Origin of the sequence: Thalassoglobus polymorphus (assembly GCF_007744255.1) — a bacterium.
GTDB lineage: Bacteria > Planctomycetota > Planctomycetia > Planctomycetales > Planctomycetaceae > Thalassoglobus > Thalassoglobus polymorphus.
Genome location: NZ_CP036267.1, coordinates 1239445 through 1258611 on the forward strand (window position 1 = coordinate 1239445; position 19167 = coordinate 1258611).

At 49.3% G+C, this 19167-nt stretch carries 11 protein-coding genes; 4 read left to right on the plus strand and 7 right to left on the minus strand.

Going from position 1 to position 19167, the window contains the following annotated elements:
• Positions 1-475: 475 nt before the first annotated feature.
• Entirely contained in the window at positions 476-745 is a 270-nt protein-coding gene (gene rpsO, locus Mal48_RS04650; protein ID WP_145196603.1) for a 30S ribosomal protein S15, read from the minus strand.
• A 357-nt stretch (positions 746-1102) separates the two neighbouring features.
• Here rpsO and Mal48_RS04655 point away from each other — a divergent pair, with 357 nt between their 5' ends.
• From Mal48_RS04655 to Mal48_RS04665, 3 genes are all read left to right on the plus strand, one after another.
• Positions 1103-2968, plus strand: a complete 1866-nt coding sequence (locus tag Mal48_RS04655; protein ID WP_145196605.1) for a vWA domain-containing protein — start codon at positions 1103-1105, stop codon at positions 2966-2968.
• Positions 2969-3142: 174 nt separating this feature from the next.
• Positions 3143-5023, plus strand: a complete 1881-nt coding sequence (locus Mal48_RS04660; RefSeq protein ID WP_145196607.1) for a vWA domain-containing protein — start codon at positions 3143-3145, stop codon at positions 5021-5023.
• Positions 5024-5262: 239 nt separating this feature from the next.
• On the plus strand, positions 5263-6276 hold the full coding sequence (locus Mal48_RS04665; RefSeq protein ID WP_145196609.1) for an aldose epimerase family protein: 1014 nt from the start codon (positions 5263-5265) through the stop codon (positions 6274-6276).
• 93 nt (positions 6277-6369) lie between these two features.
• On the opposite strand, the gene Mal48_RS04670 is transcribed toward Mal48_RS04665, so the two are convergent.
• Together Mal48_RS04670 and hisF are read right to left on the minus strand one after the other, a co-directional pair.
• On the minus strand, positions 6370-6621 hold the full coding sequence (locus Mal48_RS04670; protein ID WP_145196611.1) for a hypothetical protein: 252 nt from the start codon (positions 6619-6621) through the stop codon (positions 6370-6372).
• 19 nt (positions 6622-6640) lie between these two features.
• Positions 6641-7510: an imidazole glycerol phosphate synthase subunit HisF gene (gene hisF / locus Mal48_RS04675; protein ID WP_145196613.1), complete on the minus strand. Its 870-nt coding sequence runs from the start codon at positions 7508-7510 to the stop codon at positions 6641-6643.
• A gap of 383 nt (positions 7511-7893) precedes the next feature.
• On the opposite strand from hisF, the gene Mal48_RS04680 reads away from it, so the two are divergent.
• Entirely contained in the window at positions 7894-9501 is a 1608-nt protein-coding gene (locus Mal48_RS04680; protein WP_145196615.1) for a phosphohexomutase domain-containing protein, read from the plus strand.
• Between the two features lie 196 nt (positions 9502-9697).
• Here the strand turns inward: Mal48_RS04680 and Mal48_RS04685 are convergent, their stop codons facing one another.
• The 4 genes from Mal48_RS04685 to Mal48_RS04700 all read right to left on the minus strand — a co-directional run bounded on the left by Mal48_RS04685 (position 9698) and on the right by Mal48_RS04700 (position 19075).
• Positions 9698-11590 carry a peroxidase family protein gene (locus Mal48_RS04685; RefSeq protein WP_231740008.1) on the minus strand — a complete coding sequence of 631 codons (1893 nt, stop codon included), beginning with the start codon at positions 11588-11590 and terminating at the stop codon, positions 9698-9700.
• A gap of 667 nt (positions 11591-12257) precedes the next feature.
• A complete protein-coding gene (locus tag Mal48_RS04690) occupies positions 12258-13595 on the minus strand; it encodes a PQQ-binding-like beta-propeller repeat protein (RefSeq protein ID WP_145196619.1) in 1338 nt (445 codons plus the stop codon).
• A 367-nt stretch (positions 13596-13962) separates the two neighbouring features.
• The gene (locus Mal48_RS04695) at positions 13963-16353 is read right to left on the minus strand and encodes a c-type cytochrome domain-containing protein (RefSeq protein ID WP_145196621.1); all 2391 of its coding nucleotides are present in this window, start codon (positions 16351-16353) and stop codon (positions 13963-13965) included.
• A 304-nt stretch (positions 16354-16657) separates the two neighbouring features.
• Complete coding sequence (locus Mal48_RS04700) at positions 16658-19075, minus strand: DUF1549 domain-containing protein (RefSeq protein ID WP_197442056.1); 2418 nt, start codon at positions 19073-19075, stop codon at positions 16658-16660.
• Between the last annotated feature and the right edge of the window lie 92 nt (positions 19076-19167).

Consider the following 19167-nt stretch of genomic DNA (forward strand, 5'->3'; position numbering starts at 1 on the left):
GGCTGACTTAAAGCGAACGTTGCCAAAATATTCTGCCCACTGATTCCGGGCTTATTCCCGGTTGGACCTGAAGTGACACGACTCTCAAAGTCTTTCACTGACTCACTCACCTGCTCATCATACGTCGCTCAAGCCAACTCAGCCTTGAATGTGAAAACCGGAGTCTTTCCCCCGCTTTTCTTGCCCGCGAGGATCGTTTTCACGATTTTGTTGACTCTTCGCGACGAGGCGAAAAGCCAAAACAAGTGCTGGAACTGCTTTAGACGCTTCTCGAAAGTGATGATCGTTGAATTCGGAGAATCGAAAAAAGCCCTGCCACGAAAATCGTGTCAAGGCTCATCGGTTGCTCAAGCAATCAGATGGTTCAACATCTGGTACACAAACTTCTTGTCCGAATTGCAGACCATAAAAATCCCTTACCAGTAGACATCCCGAGGTCAACAACGACCTGACTCGGACACGTCTTGAACCGGGGCTACTTACGGATTCCCAATCGGGTGATCAGGTCAACATAACGACCTGGGTCTCTTTTCTTGACATAATCCAGAAGACGACGACGACGGCTAACCATCATCAACAGACCTTTTCGGCCTGCATGATCCTTGTTGTGCTCTCGCAAGTGCTCAGTCAACGCATTGATACGATGAGTAAGCACAGCAATCTGCACATCCGGAGAACCAGTATCGGTACTGGAGTTCTGGAACTCGCTGACCAGTTCGGTTTTACGTTCTTTCGTAATTGACATTCCACTCGGCTCCTACGCCGCTTTTGCCACCGGTGTGGCAAACTCTCTATTGAAATAACTGTTTTTCAAACAAGTTGGGGACTTTATCAGCTTTTGAGACCAAATCAAGAGTCCCGGCAAATGCTCTCGGTCAAAAAATTAGGTTGAATCAATTTGATGTCACAGAAACTTGGGATTTCAAAGAACGTTTTCCGGTTGAGAGTGGTAATTATTCATAGAGGATGGTCCACCTGTATAGGGGCGTCCACTCATTGGCGAAGATTTGATTGAATACCGATCGATTTTCACCTATGATATCAAGCTCGGGGTGAATGACCTCATATTCTGTACTCTTTTGAGAAATAAGGGGTTTCGACGATGTCGAAAGCAATGCGAGATATGCCTGCCTGGGGTATCAGCCTGGTGATCAATCTGTCGATCCTTGCTGCCTTCAATTATATCGTCCTGGAGTCTCAGAAAGACCTTGACAGTACCACGATTACGAGTGTGGTCGACGACAAATTGCAGGAAGAAGAGTTGCGGTTCAACGAAACTGCGATGGATCAAGTCGGAACCGACGGAACTGGCGTCAGCATGTCGCCATCGCTGCAGGTTGCTACTGCTGTTGCAGATAAGGCAGAGTCCCGTGAAGAGGAATTTGACGAGGTCTTCAATCCAGAACTTCGCGATTTTGCCAGCGAATCCATTGATCACACATCCGAAGACCTTGCTCAAGAGTTTGACAACAAAGGGACCAGTGACAAAGTCGAAGGTGGTGTCGAAGGGGCCTTGGATCGTGCAGCTTATGAGATTCGCAACTCTTTGCGGTCTCGCAAAACAATGGTGATCTGGCTGTTCGATGCTTCTGGTTCTCTCGATGAACGCCGGGAAGCGGTCGCCAATCGCTTTGATAACATCTACAAGCAGGTTGGTGAAACGGGCGACACGGATTCTCTCTACACGGTCATCGCTTCTTTCGGTGCAAAGGCAAATCTTCACACGCCAGAGCCGCTTCAAGACCCTGCTAAATTGAGTGAGATTGTCCGCAAGGAAATCAAGAAGGATGAGTCCGGCAAAGAAATGGTCTTTTCGGCCGCGAAGTTGACTCTGGAAAAATTCCAGAACTGGCATCGCAGTAAAGGCCCCTGGAACAAGCTCGTTTTCATCATTACGGATGAAAAAGGAGACGATGCGGACCAATACCTCGAAAACGTCATTACACTTGGTAAACGGACAAACACACGATTTTTTACCATCGGAAATGCAGCCATCTTCGGTCAGCTGAAAGGCTACGTGGAGTACACATATGAAGATGGTTATGTTGACTACTTGCCTGTGGATCAGGGACCAGAAAGTGCGTTCCCTGACGCCGTTCAACTCCCATTCATTGGAAGTGGGCAAGACTGGAAGCTGAAGCAGATGTCTTCGAGTTACGGACCATATGCCTTGACTCGCCTCTGTGCTGAAACCGGTGGAATGTACTTAATCACCGAAGAGACACGCGGATACAACTTCGACCGGGCAGTCATGAGAAGGTATGCTCCTGATTATCGTCCTGTTCGCGTTATCAAGCAAGAAATCGCCAAGAATGGAGCGAAGCGGGCTTTAGTGAATGTCGCAGAGATGACATACCGCTCAAGCTCGCCGATTCCGGAACTGACGTTCCGTGGCTACAACGACAACATTCTCCGTACTGATATCACAGAAGCTCAAAAACCAGTCGCAGAAATCGATTATGAATTAAAACGTCTCTACGATGGTTTGAGTACTGGGACTAAAGATCGAGACTCATTACGGGAACCTCGTTGGCAGGCTGCTTTTGACCTTGCCATGGGACGTATTCTGGCGATGCGCGTTCGGTACTTTGGTTACAACACGATGCTGGCGAACATGCGTGTGACACCGAAGTCGTTTTCAAGTGAGAAAAACAACATGTGGCGACTTGTTCCTTCAGATGAAATTCTGACAGGACCGGAAATGCGAAAAGCTGCTGCCTCCGCTAAGGAATACCTCAAGCGAGTCATTGACGATCATCCCGGAACTCCTTGGGCGATGCTCGCTACAAGAGAACTTGAAATGGATTTAGGTTGGTCGTGGGAGGAATACAGCGAAGCAATCCCCGGTTCGAATGGAATGCTCCGTGCAAATCAGGAAGAAGTCGCCCGGCTTCTCCTCGCCGATGAAGAACGCCGAGAAGTTGCTCGGCAAAAAGCTGCCAAACCACGTGCAAGACCGAAGCTGTAAAACCGGCTGAGTTCTCGCTCTGAAGGTTCACCCTCTTACCTTAATCTCTCAGCTGCCGTACAATCTGGAGAGGACTTCTGCATGGAAGCGTGTCCTGTCATTCGTTTTCGATAAAAGCTATCGTTTGGGCTACATAAAAGTTGGATTTATATTTCAATCGATTTGAGACATGACATGCTCGGAAAAAGTGCTCCCCCAATTATTATTTCCATCGTTGTCCATGCAGCACTGCTTGGCGCGATGGCATTTTATAAGCTTCAACTCAACGACGAATCCGATGTCGTCGCTGTTGAAACTGTTATTGCGGATGAGCGTGATCAGCAGGAGTTTGAGCAAGAGCTGACAACGGACATGAATGTCTCTGAGAATCTGTCTGTGCAATCCGGCGGGATGGTCACAACGAATCTTGGCTCAGCTGCCGCTTCACCAGTCGCCCAGACGAAAATTGAAGCCTCTGAGGCCCTGAAGGACCCAGAGATCAACGTCACTACGATTGCTGATATCTCACTTCCTGGTCTAGGCGAAATTGCAGTCGATTTGGGGGAAGGCGAAGTCTCCGGGGAAGTCGGAGCACGCGTTGAAGGATACGGGGCAGCGATGCACCGGATCACTCTTGAATTGACTCGCATGATGAAAAAGCAGCCTGTCATGGCCGTCTGGCTTTTCGATGCATCAAGCAGCCTTGCCGATGATCGTGAAGAGATTCAGAACAACTTCGATAAAATTTACGAAGAGCTCGACATCGCCAAAAAGCAGGCCACTTCGGGCAAGCAGCGTTACGCTGCACTCGAAACAATGATTGCCAGTTTTGGAGAGAAAACTTATCCGCACCTGAAGAAGCCGACCGGCGATCTTGATGATATTCGTAAAGCGATTGGCGAAATCAAAGAAGACCCAACCGGAAAAGAAAACATGTATACCGCGATTGCGGGTGCAATCGACCAATACTCCGTCGGGGCCAAACGATCGGATCGTAAGCTCGCCATCATTGTTGTCACAGATGAAACGGGTGACGACGAAGCCATGCTCGAAGAGGTCATTGCGAAAGCGGAGCGTGCTGGCTCCCCAGTCTACTTCCTCAGCCGTGAAGCAATCTTTGGCTATCCCTATTCACAGATTCGCTGGGTCGACGAAGAAACGAAACTTCCATTCTGGATTCGAGTCGATCGTGGACCTGAAACCGCCTTCCCGGAATGTTTGCAGTATGATGGATTCCATCGTCGTTGGGATTCTGCATCAAGTGGATTTGGACCTTATGGTCAAGTTCGCCTCGCCAAGAAATCTGGGGGGATTTTCTTCCTGCTCAACAGTGAAGAGAAGAACATGACCGGTGCTTTGGCGCAAACGCAGCGAAAGTTTGACGACCTCGCCATGAAAGAGTACGAACCGTTGCTGTTGTCTCGTCGAGACTACGAGGCATCGAGAAACAAAAGTGAATTCCGCAAAACGATCTGGCAGGTCATTGTCGCCCTCAACCCGCATTCAGGATACGATCCTCAACTCAATATTCGTCATGAACACTACCCCATGGATATTGCTGAGTTCAAAGCTGAAGGAAAACTTCAGTTCGACAAGGTCGTTCGAGCAATGAATAAAGTCCAGGAAGGAGTGAATCGACTCGAAAAGGTGCAGTCACTTCGAGACGAGGAGCGAGAACCACGTTGGCGTGCAGCTTACGATTTAGCCTACGCTCAACTGCTGTGCTATCGCGTTCGTCAGTTCCAATACCTGCTTGCTCTCGACAAACATGTTAAAGAGAATCCAAAGCCCAAAGATCCGAAGCATAATGAATGGTACAAGGCATACACCAGGGATATGCTCCCACCTGATGAACAACAGGTGAAGGCCACGAAGGTCGACATGGAGGAGCTTGAGAAACAAAAAGCTCTTGCTTTCAAGATGTACGATCGAGTGATCAAAGAGCATCCAGGCACTCCTTGGGCACAACGTGCTCAAGCAGAAAAAAGCTGGGGGTTTGGCGTGAAGTTCGTGAGCCGATTCTGGAGTCCCAGGTACGATGATCCAAAAGTGCAGGCTCGTGTTCCAAAATTTTAATCGCATCATCCTCGACAAAATATCAACGACCGAAGAAACTCTCTTCGGTCGTTTTTTTGTTCCAACTCAATGTGTGATTTGAAGCATCAGAGTGCATCTCCATCACCAGAATGTGAATCCGAGCAGTTTGCTCTACCACGTGCTCGTGAAGAACGCCTTTCATCATTAAAGTCGCTGTTCACCACGAAGCAGAACCCGAACACCAATTTGAAAGATGCGCTAAAGGATTGAGGAGACCTATGCCTGATAACTGGACAACAGTCGGACAAACGCAGGACGGCCAGGAATATGGACGCCTTCAACTTCAAAATGAATATCTCCGTGTGAATCTGACCAATGCAGGGGCGTCGGTCGTTTCAGTTGAAGCTCCTGATAAAACAGGGAACTGGGCAAACATCACCGTCACCGCTCCTGACCTCGAGTATTACCTGTCGAATCCGTCATCTCTTGGAGCGACTCCGGGACGGTTCGCAAATCGAATCGCCCGTGGGCAATTCGAACTCGACGGAAAGACTTACAACCTTGCGATCAACAACGGCCCCAACCACTTGCATGGTGGGAATAAAGGGTTCGCAAAGAAGGTCTGGCAGTTACTCAACCCGCAGCAGGATCAAGTCACGTTTCGTCTGATCAGCCCTGATGGAGATGAAGGCTACCCCGGAGAACTCACTGTCGATGTCCTGTATCGTCTTGACGGACACGACCTTGTGATGGAATACAGTGCAACAACAGACGCTCCGACTGTGCTCAACCTGACAAATCATACTTATTGGAATCTCTCAGGCGATGGGGAGGTATATGATCATGTCCTCAAGCTCTACGCGGATCGAGTTTTAGAGAATGACGCCGACGTCCTTCCCACCGGAAAGGTTCTCGATGTTGCAGAGACTCCGTTCGATTTCCGGTCTCCAAAACGCATTGGGGCAGAGATTGACAAGGTCGGCAACGGGTACGACAACTGCTTCCTGATTAACCGTTGGGATCAGTCGCTCAAACTTGCGGCTGAAGTCAGCGACCCACATTCCGGCCGCACAATGAAAGTGCTCACCACCGAGCCTGGCGTGCAACTCTACACCGCCAATCATTTCAACAAGAGTGAAGCGACAGCAGGGAGAGATCGGCACACCAGCTTTTGTCTGGAATGCCAACATCTGCCCGACACTCCTAACCACAAGCACTTCCCGACAACAGTCCTTCGCCCCGGCGAGAACTATTCGCAACAAACGATTTACCGGTTCGGCATCGCCGAATAGACGTATAAAGCTGTTTGCCACGAGGCAGAACCGAAACACCAATGCAGGAAAGCTGATCGTGCAGCAACACCTGTTTCGGTCGCTCACAGCACTTTATGATTGGTTCCAGCCTTCAACGTAATCGTCGCTAAAGAGAAGCTGAAGACGCTCTGCGCGATCGTCCCCTTCGCTGGCGACGATTTGAATCGCGTCCGCAAGCTGTTTCATTCGTGAATCGTTTTGGACATCACCAGCTCCATCCGCCCGGTGGATTCGGTCCAGCGCGGCTGCCAGATTCAAAAGCTCGCAGCGCATCTCGAGAAATTGACGTTCAAAGATATCTTGAGCAGATTGCAAACTTGGCATCGGATTCTCCTGTCAGTGATTATTCGGCTTGGGAAGGTGCAGTTTGTTCGACCATGCGAACAGTCACACCTTGCTGAGCCATATATTCTTTTGTTTCTTGAATTGTGAACTCACCGTAATGGAAGATGCTCGCAGCCAGTGCAGCGCTCGCACCACCTGCGGTGACTGCATCACATAAATGCTGGGGATGCCCAGCTCCTCCGCTGGCAATCACCGGAATGTTCACAGCCTCAGAAACGGCTTTCGTGATTTCGATATCGAAACCGTCTTTTGTCCCGTCTGCATCCATGCTTGTCAGGACCAATTCCCCAGCTCCCAGACGTTCAACTTCTTTTGCCCATTCAACAGCGTCAAGCCCCGTCGGTTTTCGACCACCATTCACGTGGACGTCCCAATAGACTTGCTCGCCCTCTCCATTCTTGCCCGGTCTTGGTTGGACTCTCAGATGCTCAGGAACCGATTCCGGGATCGTAGCTCCTGCAACCGGGACTCGTTTGGGGTCGATGTTGACGACGATACACTGGCTCCCAAATCGCAGCGCTGCCTCTTTCACGAAGTTTGGGTCAGTGACAGCAGCGCTGTTGATCGAAACTTTGTCGCACCCGGCACTTAGAAGCTTTCGAATATCATCAAGTGTGCGAATCCCGCCACCAACAGTCAGCGGCATGAAAACGACTTCACTCGTGCGAGCGACGACATCGAGAATGATATCTCGTTCTTCGTGGCTGGCGGTGATATCAAGGAAGACGAGTTCGTCAGCTCCCTCGTTTTCATATCGAGCAGCGATATCCACCGGGTCTCCAGCATCGCGCAGGTTGAGAAAGTTCACACCTTTCACAACTCGACCAGCGTGAACGTCTAAACAGGGAATAATTCGCTTCGCCAACATGATGTGATCTCAGCAGGGAGTGATCGTTTTGTGAAGGACTGATTCGAAAACGAAAGTCGTGAGAGAGTGTTTGGGACAGTGCATAGAAATGTGCGACTTTCTATATAAAAGCACTCTCCACCGACACAATGAACACGGACGTGTTCTAGCGTATGACTCAAAATTCAGAGACCAAATTCGACTTTTCGGGTCAGTACCAAAGTTTGTCCAGAACAGTCATGATATTCTTCAATGCCTTAAACCACAACGAATGATAAAATTGACGCTTTATGGTTGAGTCTCCATACTAACACTTCATCCAAGACACACCCTGAAGCAAATCCGATATCGGTCTTTACGGCAGCACCAGCATTTTCAATGCTTGAGACCGATGTATCCCAGAGATGAATAAGGAAAGTTTGATGTTCGACCCGGCGATGTTGCAGCGCAGTGCAGATGTACGTGGCATTTACCCAAACCAGATCAATGAAGAACTTGCCTGGCTCTCTGGGAAGTATCTCGTTCGAAGCTTACGAAAAATGTTGGGCGAAGATGTTACTCCCGGAATTCTCGTCGGTCGCGATGGAAGGACGTCATCGCCAGCCATTTATGCAGCACTGATTCAGGGGATCTCCGCTGAGGGAGGGCGTCCGATCGCCAGCGGACTTGCCACAACCGACATGATTCAATGGGGAGTCGGGGAAGGGAGATGTGGTGCTCATGCTGGCGTCATGATCACTGCTTCGCACAACCCAGCTGAGTACAATGGCATTAAAAGTGTTTTCAAAAATAAAGAGACCGGAGGAGTGGACGTCATGCGTCCGTCGGATCATCTTGCTCCGCAATTTGAAGAAGATGGAGAGGACGGCTCCGCGAGTGATTCGGTGACAGCACCGTTTCCGGCAGCTGGCAAGATGAACCTTCAGGAAGATTTTGTGGAAGCCGCCTTGTCTCGATCGAACCGTTTGGGCGACGCCTCCGGGAAGATCGTCCTCGACCCCGGAAATGGAGTCGGTGGCTTGTTTCGGCCGCTTCTGAAAACGGCTTTAGAACGACGCGGAGCAAAAGTTGAGTTGCTCGCAGTGGCTGAGCAGATCGATGGCCGATTCCCAACTCGTCCCTCCAATCCCGGCTTGCCAGGAGCAGTTGAGTTGTTGCAAGAAACTGTCATTGCAGAAGGGGCTGCCTTCGGGGCTGCCTTCGATGGCGATGCCGACCGAGTCTTCCTCGTTGATGAATGGGGGCAGTTTGTTTCGGGATCAGTCATGTTGGCGGCCTTAGCCAAGAATATGGTTGAAAAGAACAATAACAGTGGGGCCGTGGTCTACTCGGCAGTCTCTTCCTGGATTGTTCCAGAAACAGTTCGTGCCGCAGGAGGCCAGGCGATTCTCTCCCGCGTTGGTCAAGATGCTGCCAAAGTTGCCCTCGCAAAAACAAACGCAGTCTTCGGTGGTGAATCATCCGCTCACTACAACTTCCCCGACACATACTGTTTAGACTCCGGGTTGTTTGCGATGGTCACCTTCTGGGACATGCTTCTAGAGTCCGGCCTGAGTTGCTCGCAACTCCTCGGTCAACTCAAACCATGGCCGAATAGCGGAGAGGTCAACCTCCGAGTTGAATGTGCCGATTGGAAATCGATGAGTAGCGAAGTCATCGCTGCAATCAAATCTGAATTCAGCGATGACTCAAAAGACAGCTATGTGCTTGATATCGACGGCGTCAGTGTCTTCAATCCAAGAGTGCCAGAGTACGCAACCGCGGACGACGTTTTCACAATCGACCAACAGGGTGACCCGACCGGTAAGGTCTATCGACAAGTCGAGGATTACACTCCTGATTGGTGGTTCAATGTTCGTGCATCCAATAACGAACCATTGCTGCGGCTGAACTTCGAATCACGAGATGCCTCTGAAGTCGCTGGCCGAACTTACTCCCTGATCTCCAGAATCCGTGAACTCTGCGGCGATCGAGCCAAAATCACTGTCCAGGATTGGGGGAATTTGAAGTAACAAGAGCAAAGCCAATTTCAGACTTCACTAAAAAAGTAGCACTGAAAATGCATTAGCCGGATACTTGACGTGTCCGGCTAATGCAATGAAGGAAATCGTATTCGCGTTTGGTCTCCTGACATTTCCGGTCAGTTCAAACGCATCGGTAAGAAGTTGAAAGTACCGAGACCGTCGAACCGTTTTTTTGTCAACAAATTTACTTCCTCTTTGAGTCGCTCTTGCGACGATTGTCATTTCTCGAAGAGTGGTTGTCTCCGTTCTCTTGTATTGGTGGGATATCTGAATCGGTATCACTTACTAGAAGATTTGTGCGAGCAAAAAGACCGGTAAGGCTATCGTTGTCATCTCCCAAGGCGACCACAACGTCGTTAAATTCAACTCCCACGAGGAAAACGTGATCGTCGCCGCCGCCAAAATCGACGCAGAGGTTCGGTTTGCGACCTGCCGGGATGGTGACAGTTGTTTCGCCGTTCACCAGACTTCCGTCGCTTGCAATTATCGTGATTCCGAACTCCGATTCGATCACCAAAACGGAATTGTTTTCTCGGTTTCCGATCATGTGAATTCGATTGCTTTGGTCATCAAACTCAACAAGGATATCGCTTTCCTCGATCGCACCTGTGAAGAACGGACTGAGAGAAGTCTTGCGAACTGTCGTGTTCGCGAGGACAACCTTACGCAGCGAGATGCTTTCCAAATCGATAATCGCCTCAACTAGTGGTGACTGCAGGTCGGGGTCGTTCGTGTGATAAAACTCATCTGCAGACTGAAGACGGGAGAACTGATCGAGCAGGACAGTCCTGACGAGCAACCCGGTGCTCCCGCCGGAGACATGATCCTCTGCCAGTCCGCCAACCCAGGCATCCACGTTATCAACGGTTTCGTATAAGTTTTCTAACTCCGTTTGCAAATTGGCGTCGCTGGTGATTTCAGCGAATTCTGTCACGCGAGAAAGGCCAAAAGCTTCCCGCATTGAATTGTAGTCGGAGAGACCGTGATCTCGACCTCGCTGAATATTGAGTGCTGCCAAATCGAACCCTCCAGATCCCGCAGGACCAAACAGAAAAGTTCGCAAATCGCTGACGACTTTCGTGTCGATCTCCTGGCAAGGGCTCAGCGGAAGACCGGCAAGAAGGAGGTCAACATTTGCAGGATTGTCCATCAGGAAAGTCGGATTGAAAAACGCTTCAGAGAGATGAATCGTACCGCTCTCACCAACTTCGATATTCGTCGACAACATGCTATGTCCGAAGCGATAACTTGCTGTCGCAAATTCGGTCGAAATCGAAGGGACCGACGGAGAAACGACGGGGTTTAAAGCAGCCCCTTCGCCAAGCAGAGCGGGAATGAATTCGTTATATGAGATCTGCTGCAATTCCGCCTGAACAATTTTCCTCGCCAGCTGATAAATTTGCTCGTCGCTGGCATCCGGATCAAGCAGTTCAATGAGGTGGCACAACCGATTGTGCTCTCGGATGAAGAGGGTGTGCAGCGAGGTCAAAACAACATTTTCATTTCCTCGAATATCACCAACAAGAAAACCTCCCGGAGCACCCGCATTCGGTAAACCGACATCATTGATCGGAGGCATGTCTCCATCGCTTGTCCGTAATCTTCCTCCAGAAAACTCACGAATCATCGCCGACCGAGTTTCATTGGAGCCGTACACGTTTGAGGCATCAATGAAGCTGGTGATCGAGTTGACCTGTTCCCGCGGAACACCAGGAAGTCCGGTCCCGCTGGCAAAGTCAGACCGATCAAATGCTATGGGTGATGGACCGAGAGGGTCGTCATCATCCTCAATTTCAATATCGGCAGTCCCATTCGAAGAGGCCGTTTCAGTGAGATCAATATCATGGTCGAGAAACTGCCCCCAAGCCCAGGTCCAGTTCGACATCCCACGAGCGTTTGGAATGACTCCGTCTTGATGAACAACAGCGTTACTAATAGTCCGGGCGTTTGCACGATCAATCGATGAAATGATGGTTGTCCCGGAACCATCATCTGGGTAGTCAGCTGGTGAAATTCGGATCTGGTTTGCGCCAGTTTCTCCACCGGCCGTTTGGTTGCTGGCATCGATTGCTCTCACATTGGTCAACTGAATTTCATATGCAGGGAGTTCGTTTTGCTTTCCCCCCGATCCTCTTCGTTGATCATCTGCTGTGTTTGTCTGACGTTTATTCTGAGAGCGTTGATCCGGGAGCCTGTTCCTTGATTCAGAATAAAGATCACTCGGAGGACAAAGCAAAGCAATTCCTAACAATACGACGGCGGATGGAAATCGCTTTGTGATGCACGAGATTTTCTGATGCGGAGAAATGCAGCTTGAGTGGAGATTCATCTCGATAGACTTTCATCAATGCGCGGACCATCACCGTCTGATCGCGTCAACGAAAGTGCAGGCTTCCATTGAAGTCGGTCAGCGAGCAAACGGTGTGGCCGCAGGGAAAGGGGATGGAACCGCTGCCTTTGCAGGAACTGCATGGCTGCGTTTCAAAAGAGGAAATGAGTCTCGCGAGACGTTTGCTCGATTGAATTCTGTTTCACGAATGTGAATTTCAAATTCGATCCAAGCGTTTCACAAACTGTGACGTCATGATGAGAAACGGAGTCACCTGGACTTAATCAACGATGATTTTTGGAGAAAAAATTTCCAGAAACCACCTGTTGATTTGTCCGGATATTTCACGTTAAAGCTGCGCCGATCACAGAGAACGCAGCGGAGAAAGAAGAGAAGTCTGAGGGGATTCACTCAGTTATTTGCTCTCGCGGATGCAATAGAGAGAACGTTTTCCTCGCAGATAAAGTGAGTTGCCGACGATGACTGCTGAGGCATCAATCGCATCGTCAAGTTTATTTGTTGCGAGGATTTTAAAGTCTGCTCCTTGTTCGAGAACAAGCGTTTCCCCATCGCGTCCGGTGAAGTAAACGCACCCATTCGCTGAAACGGGAGATGAGTAAATAGCACGCAATCCAGGCATGCGTGTTCTCTCAATAAGAATTTCACCTGTTTTTGCATCAACGCAACTTAAGATCGCGTTATTCGATTGAGTGAAGTACAGAAGATCATCTACCAAAAGAGGGGAGGGGACATAAGGCGTTCCCTGTTGAAGCGTCCACCCCAACTTGTCGCTGTCCGTGACATCTCCTTTTGAATCTAACGGAATCGAAACTGCGAAACTGCCGCGATAGCCGCTCATGCAAAAGGCGTTCTTTCCATCCGTCACAATGCTCGGGGCAACGTTCGACACCTGCCCACCGCATTCCCAAATCAGGTCACCATTGTCGAGGTGATAACTGCGAACACGATTGGGAGCATTGACGATGACCTGCGTTTTTCCCGCGGCTTCAACGACTAACGGAGTATTCCAGGTACTCAGTTCATCTCGATTTTTTCTCCAGATTTCAGAGCCATCAGTTGCATCCAACACAACAATATAAGACTGCCCATCGTGATCACGATTGATGATTAAGCGGTCTTGATAAATGACTGGAGCAGCCCCTTCTCCGAAGCTGAGACGTGTTTCAACAGGTCCAAGATCTTTCTCCCAAAGCAGCTTACCTGAGAGGTCGAAACAGAACAGGCCCTGAGATCCAAACCAGCAGTAGAGACGCTTTCCATCGGTCGTCGGAGAAGCTGAAGCGTAGTTGTTATCTCCATGATGTCCTTCGTGTGGAACTTTTTCAGCTGCGATTTTTCGCCACAATTCCTTGCCGGTATGCCGGTCATAAGAAAGAACCATGAGTTGATAAAACGTATTTGGGTACGTGATTCCAAATGGGCGGTCAGGTTGATCTTCAGGCTTTGGGAGCGATGGGTCGACGCGTCCAGTATTGATTGATGTCAGCACGAAAACTTGATCACCCCAAACAATTGGAGTCGTGCTTCCAAGACCGGGGAGGTCGACCTTCCAGGCAATATTCTTCTCCTCACTCCATTCTCGCGGAGGAGTCCCGGATGGAGAGGCTCCTGTTGCGAGCGGTCCTCGCCACTGATGCCAGTTATTACTGAAATCCTGATTCGGTTCAGCAGCGAAGAGGTGCAGACCTGAGGATGCACAAACAAGAGTGATTAGGAGAATTTTCAATGACATAATTCAAATCTCATCAGGCAGGGCGTTTTTTCATCGACGATGATTGTAACAGGATTCAACCAAAGAATGAGACCGAAAGTGCCCATCGCATCACTTGAATTAGAGCATCTTTTGAATTGGTTTGCAGGATCTGCCTCGTGGCAAACAGCATTTCTGCTAGAGAAGTGCGTTCTTCACGGGCACACGATCGAGCAAACTGTTCAAGGCTTCGAGTTCTGTCATGTTGTGTGCTTTCGACCATCCCTTTTTGATGAGTCAGGTTCAGAGCGAAAACATTGAGAGAGGCGCATGAAAAAACCTTAACGGTACATTGACCGCTAAGGTTTTTTAAGATGAGTCTTCGAAGTCCGAACTCCAGAAGTCGTTGTTATTTTTGAGCTCCGTCTGTTGAAGCGACTTGTGACTGAGCCGCTTTCAACATTTGAATTCGTTCTTCAAGTGCTTTGACTTTTGCAGCTGTTGCAGTCGCAGCAGCTTGAGCATCTGCAAGAGCCTTCTGCTCGGCTTCTGTCGGCTTTGCAGCTGCAACAAGTTTATCGGCATTGGCTTTAGTTGCCGTTGCTTGTGCAATCGCTGCTTTTTCATCCGCAACGAGTTTTGCAAGTGTGGCATCGGCTGCTGTTTTAGCTTTTTGGGCGGCAGCTTGAGCCTGCATTGCAGTTTTGTAGGCGGTGTCTGCATTCGCAGCGTTCGTTGCTAATTTCGCAGCATTCGTGGCTGCAGCCTGATAAGTTGTATTCAATTCCGCTAACGTTTTTTCAGCATCAACAACACCAGGAGCAGTTTGGTCAACTAAGAGCTTGGCGAATGTGAGTTGTGCTTCGGCCTGTTTGACAAGTTCCTGACGTTTCGTAACGGCCGCCTTCACTTCTGGGTTTGTTTCTAGAACGGCTTGTTCGTCTGGAGTCGGCTTAGCTGCTTCTACCTGAAACTGAAGCGTCTTGGTTGCTTGAGTAACTCCTTGAACGGCAGCGGCAGCAGCGGCTTTGACTTGTCCAACTTTTGCTGTGTGTTGATCAAGTTTCCCTTTGGCAAGAGTCGCTGCCTGTTGAGCTTTTTGGGCAGCCACATTGGCTTTATCAAGTTCTGCTTTTGATGCTGCAACGTCCTGATTCGTTTGATTCAATGTTGCTAACTTGGCTGCAACATCTTTCTCGCTCGCTGTTTTCTGAGCAGTTAACTGATCAGCGGTGGCCTTCGCTTTTGTAGAGACGGCTACAGCCTGATCAGCTGCCGTTTTTCGGTCTGTCAGTGCTTTGGTGAGATCAGCGAGAGCTTTTGCTGCGACAGCGTGAGCACTTTTTGCTGCTTTGAAATGAGGTTCTACTGTCGCAAGAGCCATTGCAGCGGTAGGTGGATTCGTGTCCAAGACACCCAACTTAGCGGCGTCTTCACTATTCCAGACATGGACTGTTCCTGTCCAGTCTCCCCCAAATACTCGTTTGGTTTCCGCGTCGTAGGAGACCTCCATACCGATGTCAGCCAAGCCGCCAAAGTCCTTCAACTTTGCTCCGTCACCTTTCCAGAGACGCGCGACTTTGTCGATCCCGATTGAAACGATGTTTCCTTCTCGGGTGTAGTCCATTGCGGAGACTCCACCACCATGGGCATTCCACGATTTGATGACATTTCCGTTTTGCATTTCCCAAAGTTTAATCGTTCCGTCTGCACTTGCCGAGGCAACAACGTTGCTGTCCGGGCGCCAACTGACATCATTGAGGGACCCTCGGTGTCCAGTCAGGTCGTAGAACAGGTTTCCGGTATCAGCTTCCCAGACAACCAACCCGGCACTCCGGTCTCCGCTGGCAAGTAAGACTCCATCTGGGCTGAACTCGATTGAGGTAATCCAGTCGGTATGTTTTTTGACTTCGTAGACAAGTTCTCCAGTCGATGTTGAATAGACTCGCAACATCTTCTTGGGACCACCTAGAGCAATGAGTGACTGGTCTGGGCTAATATCAGCAGCGAGGACCTCATCGTACTCATTTCCAACTTCTGTCTTTCGTTCTCCAGTTTTGACATCGTAAACAACGACTTTGCCCATCTGTCCGCCGCGGCCGCCACCAGCAATCAACAGTGCTCCATTTCGGCTGAACTTGAGGATATGTGGCTGACCTTCAGGAAACGGAAGTGTTCCCAGAGAATCGAGTGTCTGTGAATGGTAAAGACCAATCTGCTTGTATCCCGAAACCGCTGTGATTGGAGCCCACGGGCTGGATGTCAGGGCTGTGACAGCATTCTTCTTGGTCAAGACATGTGGTGGCTCACCAAGATACTTCTGCGGCATTGCAACATCAGCCGGGCGAGTCGTTGTGACTTCAATCTTGTCGAGCTTTGGCTTCTTTTTGATCTTCGCCGTACTTCCAGCATTCTCGAGAGCACCCAAATCAATCCATTTCTTGATGGTGGCTAACTCTTTTTCAGGAAGCTTGTCTGCATTCGGTGGCATCTTGGGAGTATCTTCATGGTTAATCAGTAACCACAAATAGCTGAATTCTCCATCACCAGGGTCGATTACTTCGCCTGATGAACCACCTTCCATCATCGCGGCATATTGATCGAGAACAAGTCCGCCACTGCGATCATTGGAGTTGTGACATGATCCACAACGTGCTCGAAAAATTGGGAGCACGTGATCGTCAAAGGTGATTTTCTCAACTTTTTTCTTGTCTCCATCAGCAGCTTTTTTCTCTTCAGCAACTGCAAATGATGTTGAAAGAATCGCGAAAGTTAAAATCAGGTGGGGGAGACGTTGCATGGCGACGATCTCTTCATTGTTATGGTGGGAATGCTGATGAGCTCTAATAAGGCTGCAATCGACTGTTATCCTCCCGGAGAAGGGCAACAATCTCCACAGGATTATCTATGTTGCTTAGAGCATTTTCAATGCTTGTCGTGTCTGCGAAGAGCAGTCTCGTTATTCAGAGACTGCTCTTCACGAGGCAGGCAGAGCCGAAATCTGATATTGAATTGACTCTCAACCTGAACCGATCACTTGTTCTGGGCTTCTCAAGTATTGATTGAGAAGCTCGAATGACAAGAGAGGCCGGGAGTTACAGGCTTTAGTGATTGAACAGGAACTCACGTGAGTTCAAGAGTGCCCAGAAGACATCTTCCAGACCTTGTTCAACATTTGTTCCTTCTGCATAAAGTGGAGCGAGCGCTTCCAATTCTTGCGGAGTCGGTTTTCGACTTAAAGTGATGATATAAAATCGTTCGACAATCTGCTCTGGTGTCAGACCATCGGCGGTGAGCTTTTTAATAAGTCCACCTTGCTTCATTTTTGCGTTGACCGTATCTCCGTTCATCAGATGCAATGCTTGGGAGAGTGTTGGCTCCATTTTGACTTCGCAAGAGCATGCTGTTTCGCGTGATGCTCTTCCGAACGTTGTCAGGAAGTATGTCGACGTTGCTCCATCCGCGATTTGAACCGCACGGGCTCCGACGGGAAGTTTTGCAAAGTCGTCCTTGGTGCCTGTCACATGGCTGACGATATCGAGCATTGATTCAGCTTTGATGCGGCGAATCGTTTGATGCGCGAAGTTATTTTCGTCAGTGGCGTTACTTTCGTTTCGACGCGTTGAACGTTGATACGTTTTTGACATGCAAATGTCGCGAATCAATTTCCGCATGTCGTAGTTGTACTCAGTAAACTTTGTCGCCAGAGCGTCAAGAAGTTCCGGGTTACTTGGAGGGTTAGAGATCCGAACATCATCGATTTCTTCGACAATTCCGATGCCGTAGAAGTGATGCCAGATGCGGTTCGCAAAGTTCTTTGCGAAGAACGGGTTCTCTGGAGATGCGAGCCAATTTGCCACAACTTCACGGCGATCTTTCCCTTTGACGTCCGGTGCGATTCCTCCCAGGAATTTCGGAACGGAATTCGCCTGTGTCACAGGGTGCTTGACTTCACCACTTCCACGATTGTAGATGATTTGTTCACGGTAATCTTCTCCCCGTTTTCTTCCAATTTGTGAAAAGAATCCGGCGAAATCGTAGTAGTCATTTTGTGTCCAGCGGTCGAATGGATGGTTGTGACACTGGGCACACTGAATTCTCATTCCCATGAAAATCTGAGCGACGTTTTCAGCGACTTTCAGCTGGTCTCTTTCGATCTCATAGAAGTTGGTTTGCGGAGTTTTGAATGTCCCTCCACTTGATGAGAGAATATCTCGGACCATTTTATCGATAGGAACGTTGTTGGCGATTTGGTCAACAAGCCATTGGTAATACAGGAAGACCGACTTTTGCGAGACCTGATTGCTGGATCGCATCATGAGCCATTCTGCCCATTTCGAAACCCAGACTTCAGTGAACTCTTTTCGTAACAGAAGTTCATCAATCTTCTTGGTTCGTTTGTCGGCATCAGAGTCCTGCAGAAATGCCTGGTACTCTTCAAACGTTGGAGTGAGGCCAATCAGATCGATTGAGACCCGGCGCAGGAATTCTTCGTCAGAGCATAACTCCGAAGGATGGAGTCGCAACTTCTTCAACTTCGCTCCGACAAGTTCATCAATGTAATTGACAGGTTCGAATGGTCGCTCTTCGTATTGCAAACCTTTTGGTAGTGACAGGACTTGGCCACCAACTGTGTGGATATCAAAACGAGCCATAATGAAGGACTCGCCACGTTCTCCAGCAGTGACAACTCCATCCGGGCTAACAGTGACTGCCGTTTCGTTGCTTGTCGTGAATGCTGCGAGTGACGTGACGTCACGAGTCGTTCCATCAGAGTAAGTACCGATCACGAGTAACCGTTGCTGTTCACCGGTCCCGTCCAAAACTGCTTGCTTTGGGTACATGACGATCGATGTACAGTGAGCCTGGTCAGCAGGGTCGACTGGAGTTCCATTTGCGATCCACTCCACCATCACTTCGCAGAGTTTTGAATCGGCATCGAAACGTTTTCCCCCAGTGTGCGGGACGGTTCCGATGGACTTTTCAACAAGCAAGCTCGCTTCCGGGACTGCGAGGTCAACACGACGTCCAGGTTGTTCGCGGGTGATACGGAAGTGATCCCCATCAGGATCGTATCCGAATAGAGATAAATTGAATCCGTCTTTTCCACGAGCAGCACCGTGGCAACTTCCTGTATTACAGCCAGCCTTGGTGATGACGGGCATCACATCAAGCTTGAAGCTGACAGGACGATCCTCGGCCGATTTTGTTACTTTGATCGGAATTTGAACAGTTTTTCCTTCAGCCGTTACCGTAAGCTGAGTTTCGCCATCCGCTTTGGGGAAAATCTTTGTTCCGTTTCGCGAAATGAATTTTTCGTCAGCGATTTTCCAATCGGACTTCTCGGTCAAATCCCGAGTTAGACCGTCGGAGTAAACCCCTTCAACGACTAATGATTGAAAATCACGTTTGGTGGTCAGGCTGATTTCCTTTGGAAACACCTTAAGTTCGACCAATTCAGCAGCTACCGCTTGTGAAGCAAGCATGCTGAAGACAGTGACGAGCAACATGTTCCTGCTCATGAGGAACTCCTTTATTATCGTTCAGTTGAATTCAAAATTGGTCCAAAACACGAAAGATCATTCGTTGAGACGCTTCCGAAATTGACTTCATG

Coding starts and splice junctions, on each gene's coding strand:
- Mal48_RS04670 (WP_145196611.1), bottom strand. CDS start 6,621: ATGCCAAGTTTGCAATCTGCTCAAGATATCTTTGAACGTCAATTTCTC.
- hisF (WP_145196613.1), bottom strand. CDS start 7,510: ATGTTGGCGAAGCGAATTATTCCCTGTTTAGACGTTCACGCTGGTCGA.
- rpsO (WP_145196603.1), bottom strand. CDS start 745: ATGTCAATTACGAAAGAACGTAAAACCGAACTGGTCAGCGAGTTCCAG.
- Mal48_RS04680 (WP_145196615.1), top strand. CDS start 7,894: ATGAATAAGGAAAGTTTGATGTTCGACCCGGCGATGTTGCAGCGCAGT.
- Mal48_RS04660 (WP_145196607.1), top strand. CDS start 3,143: ATGCTCGGAAAAAGTGCTCCCCCAATTATTATTTCCATCGTTGTCCAT.
- Mal48_RS04655 (WP_145196605.1), top strand. CDS start 1,103: ATGTCGAAAGCAATGCGAGATATGCCTGCCTGGGGTATCAGCCTGGTG.
- Mal48_RS04695 (WP_145196621.1), bottom strand. CDS start 16,353: ATGCAACGTCTCCCCCACCTGATTTTAACTTTCGCGATTCTTTCAACA.
- Mal48_RS04690 (WP_145196619.1), bottom strand. CDS start 13,595: ATGTCATTGAAAATTCTCCTAATCACTCTTGTTTGTGCATCCTCAGGT.
- Mal48_RS04665 (WP_145196609.1), top strand. CDS start 5,263: ATGCCTGATAACTGGACAACAGTCGGACAAACGCAGGACGGCCAGGAA.
- Mal48_RS04700 (WP_197442056.1), bottom strand. CDS start 19,075: ATGAGCAGGAACATGTTGCTCGTCACTGTCTTCAGCATGCTTGCTTCA.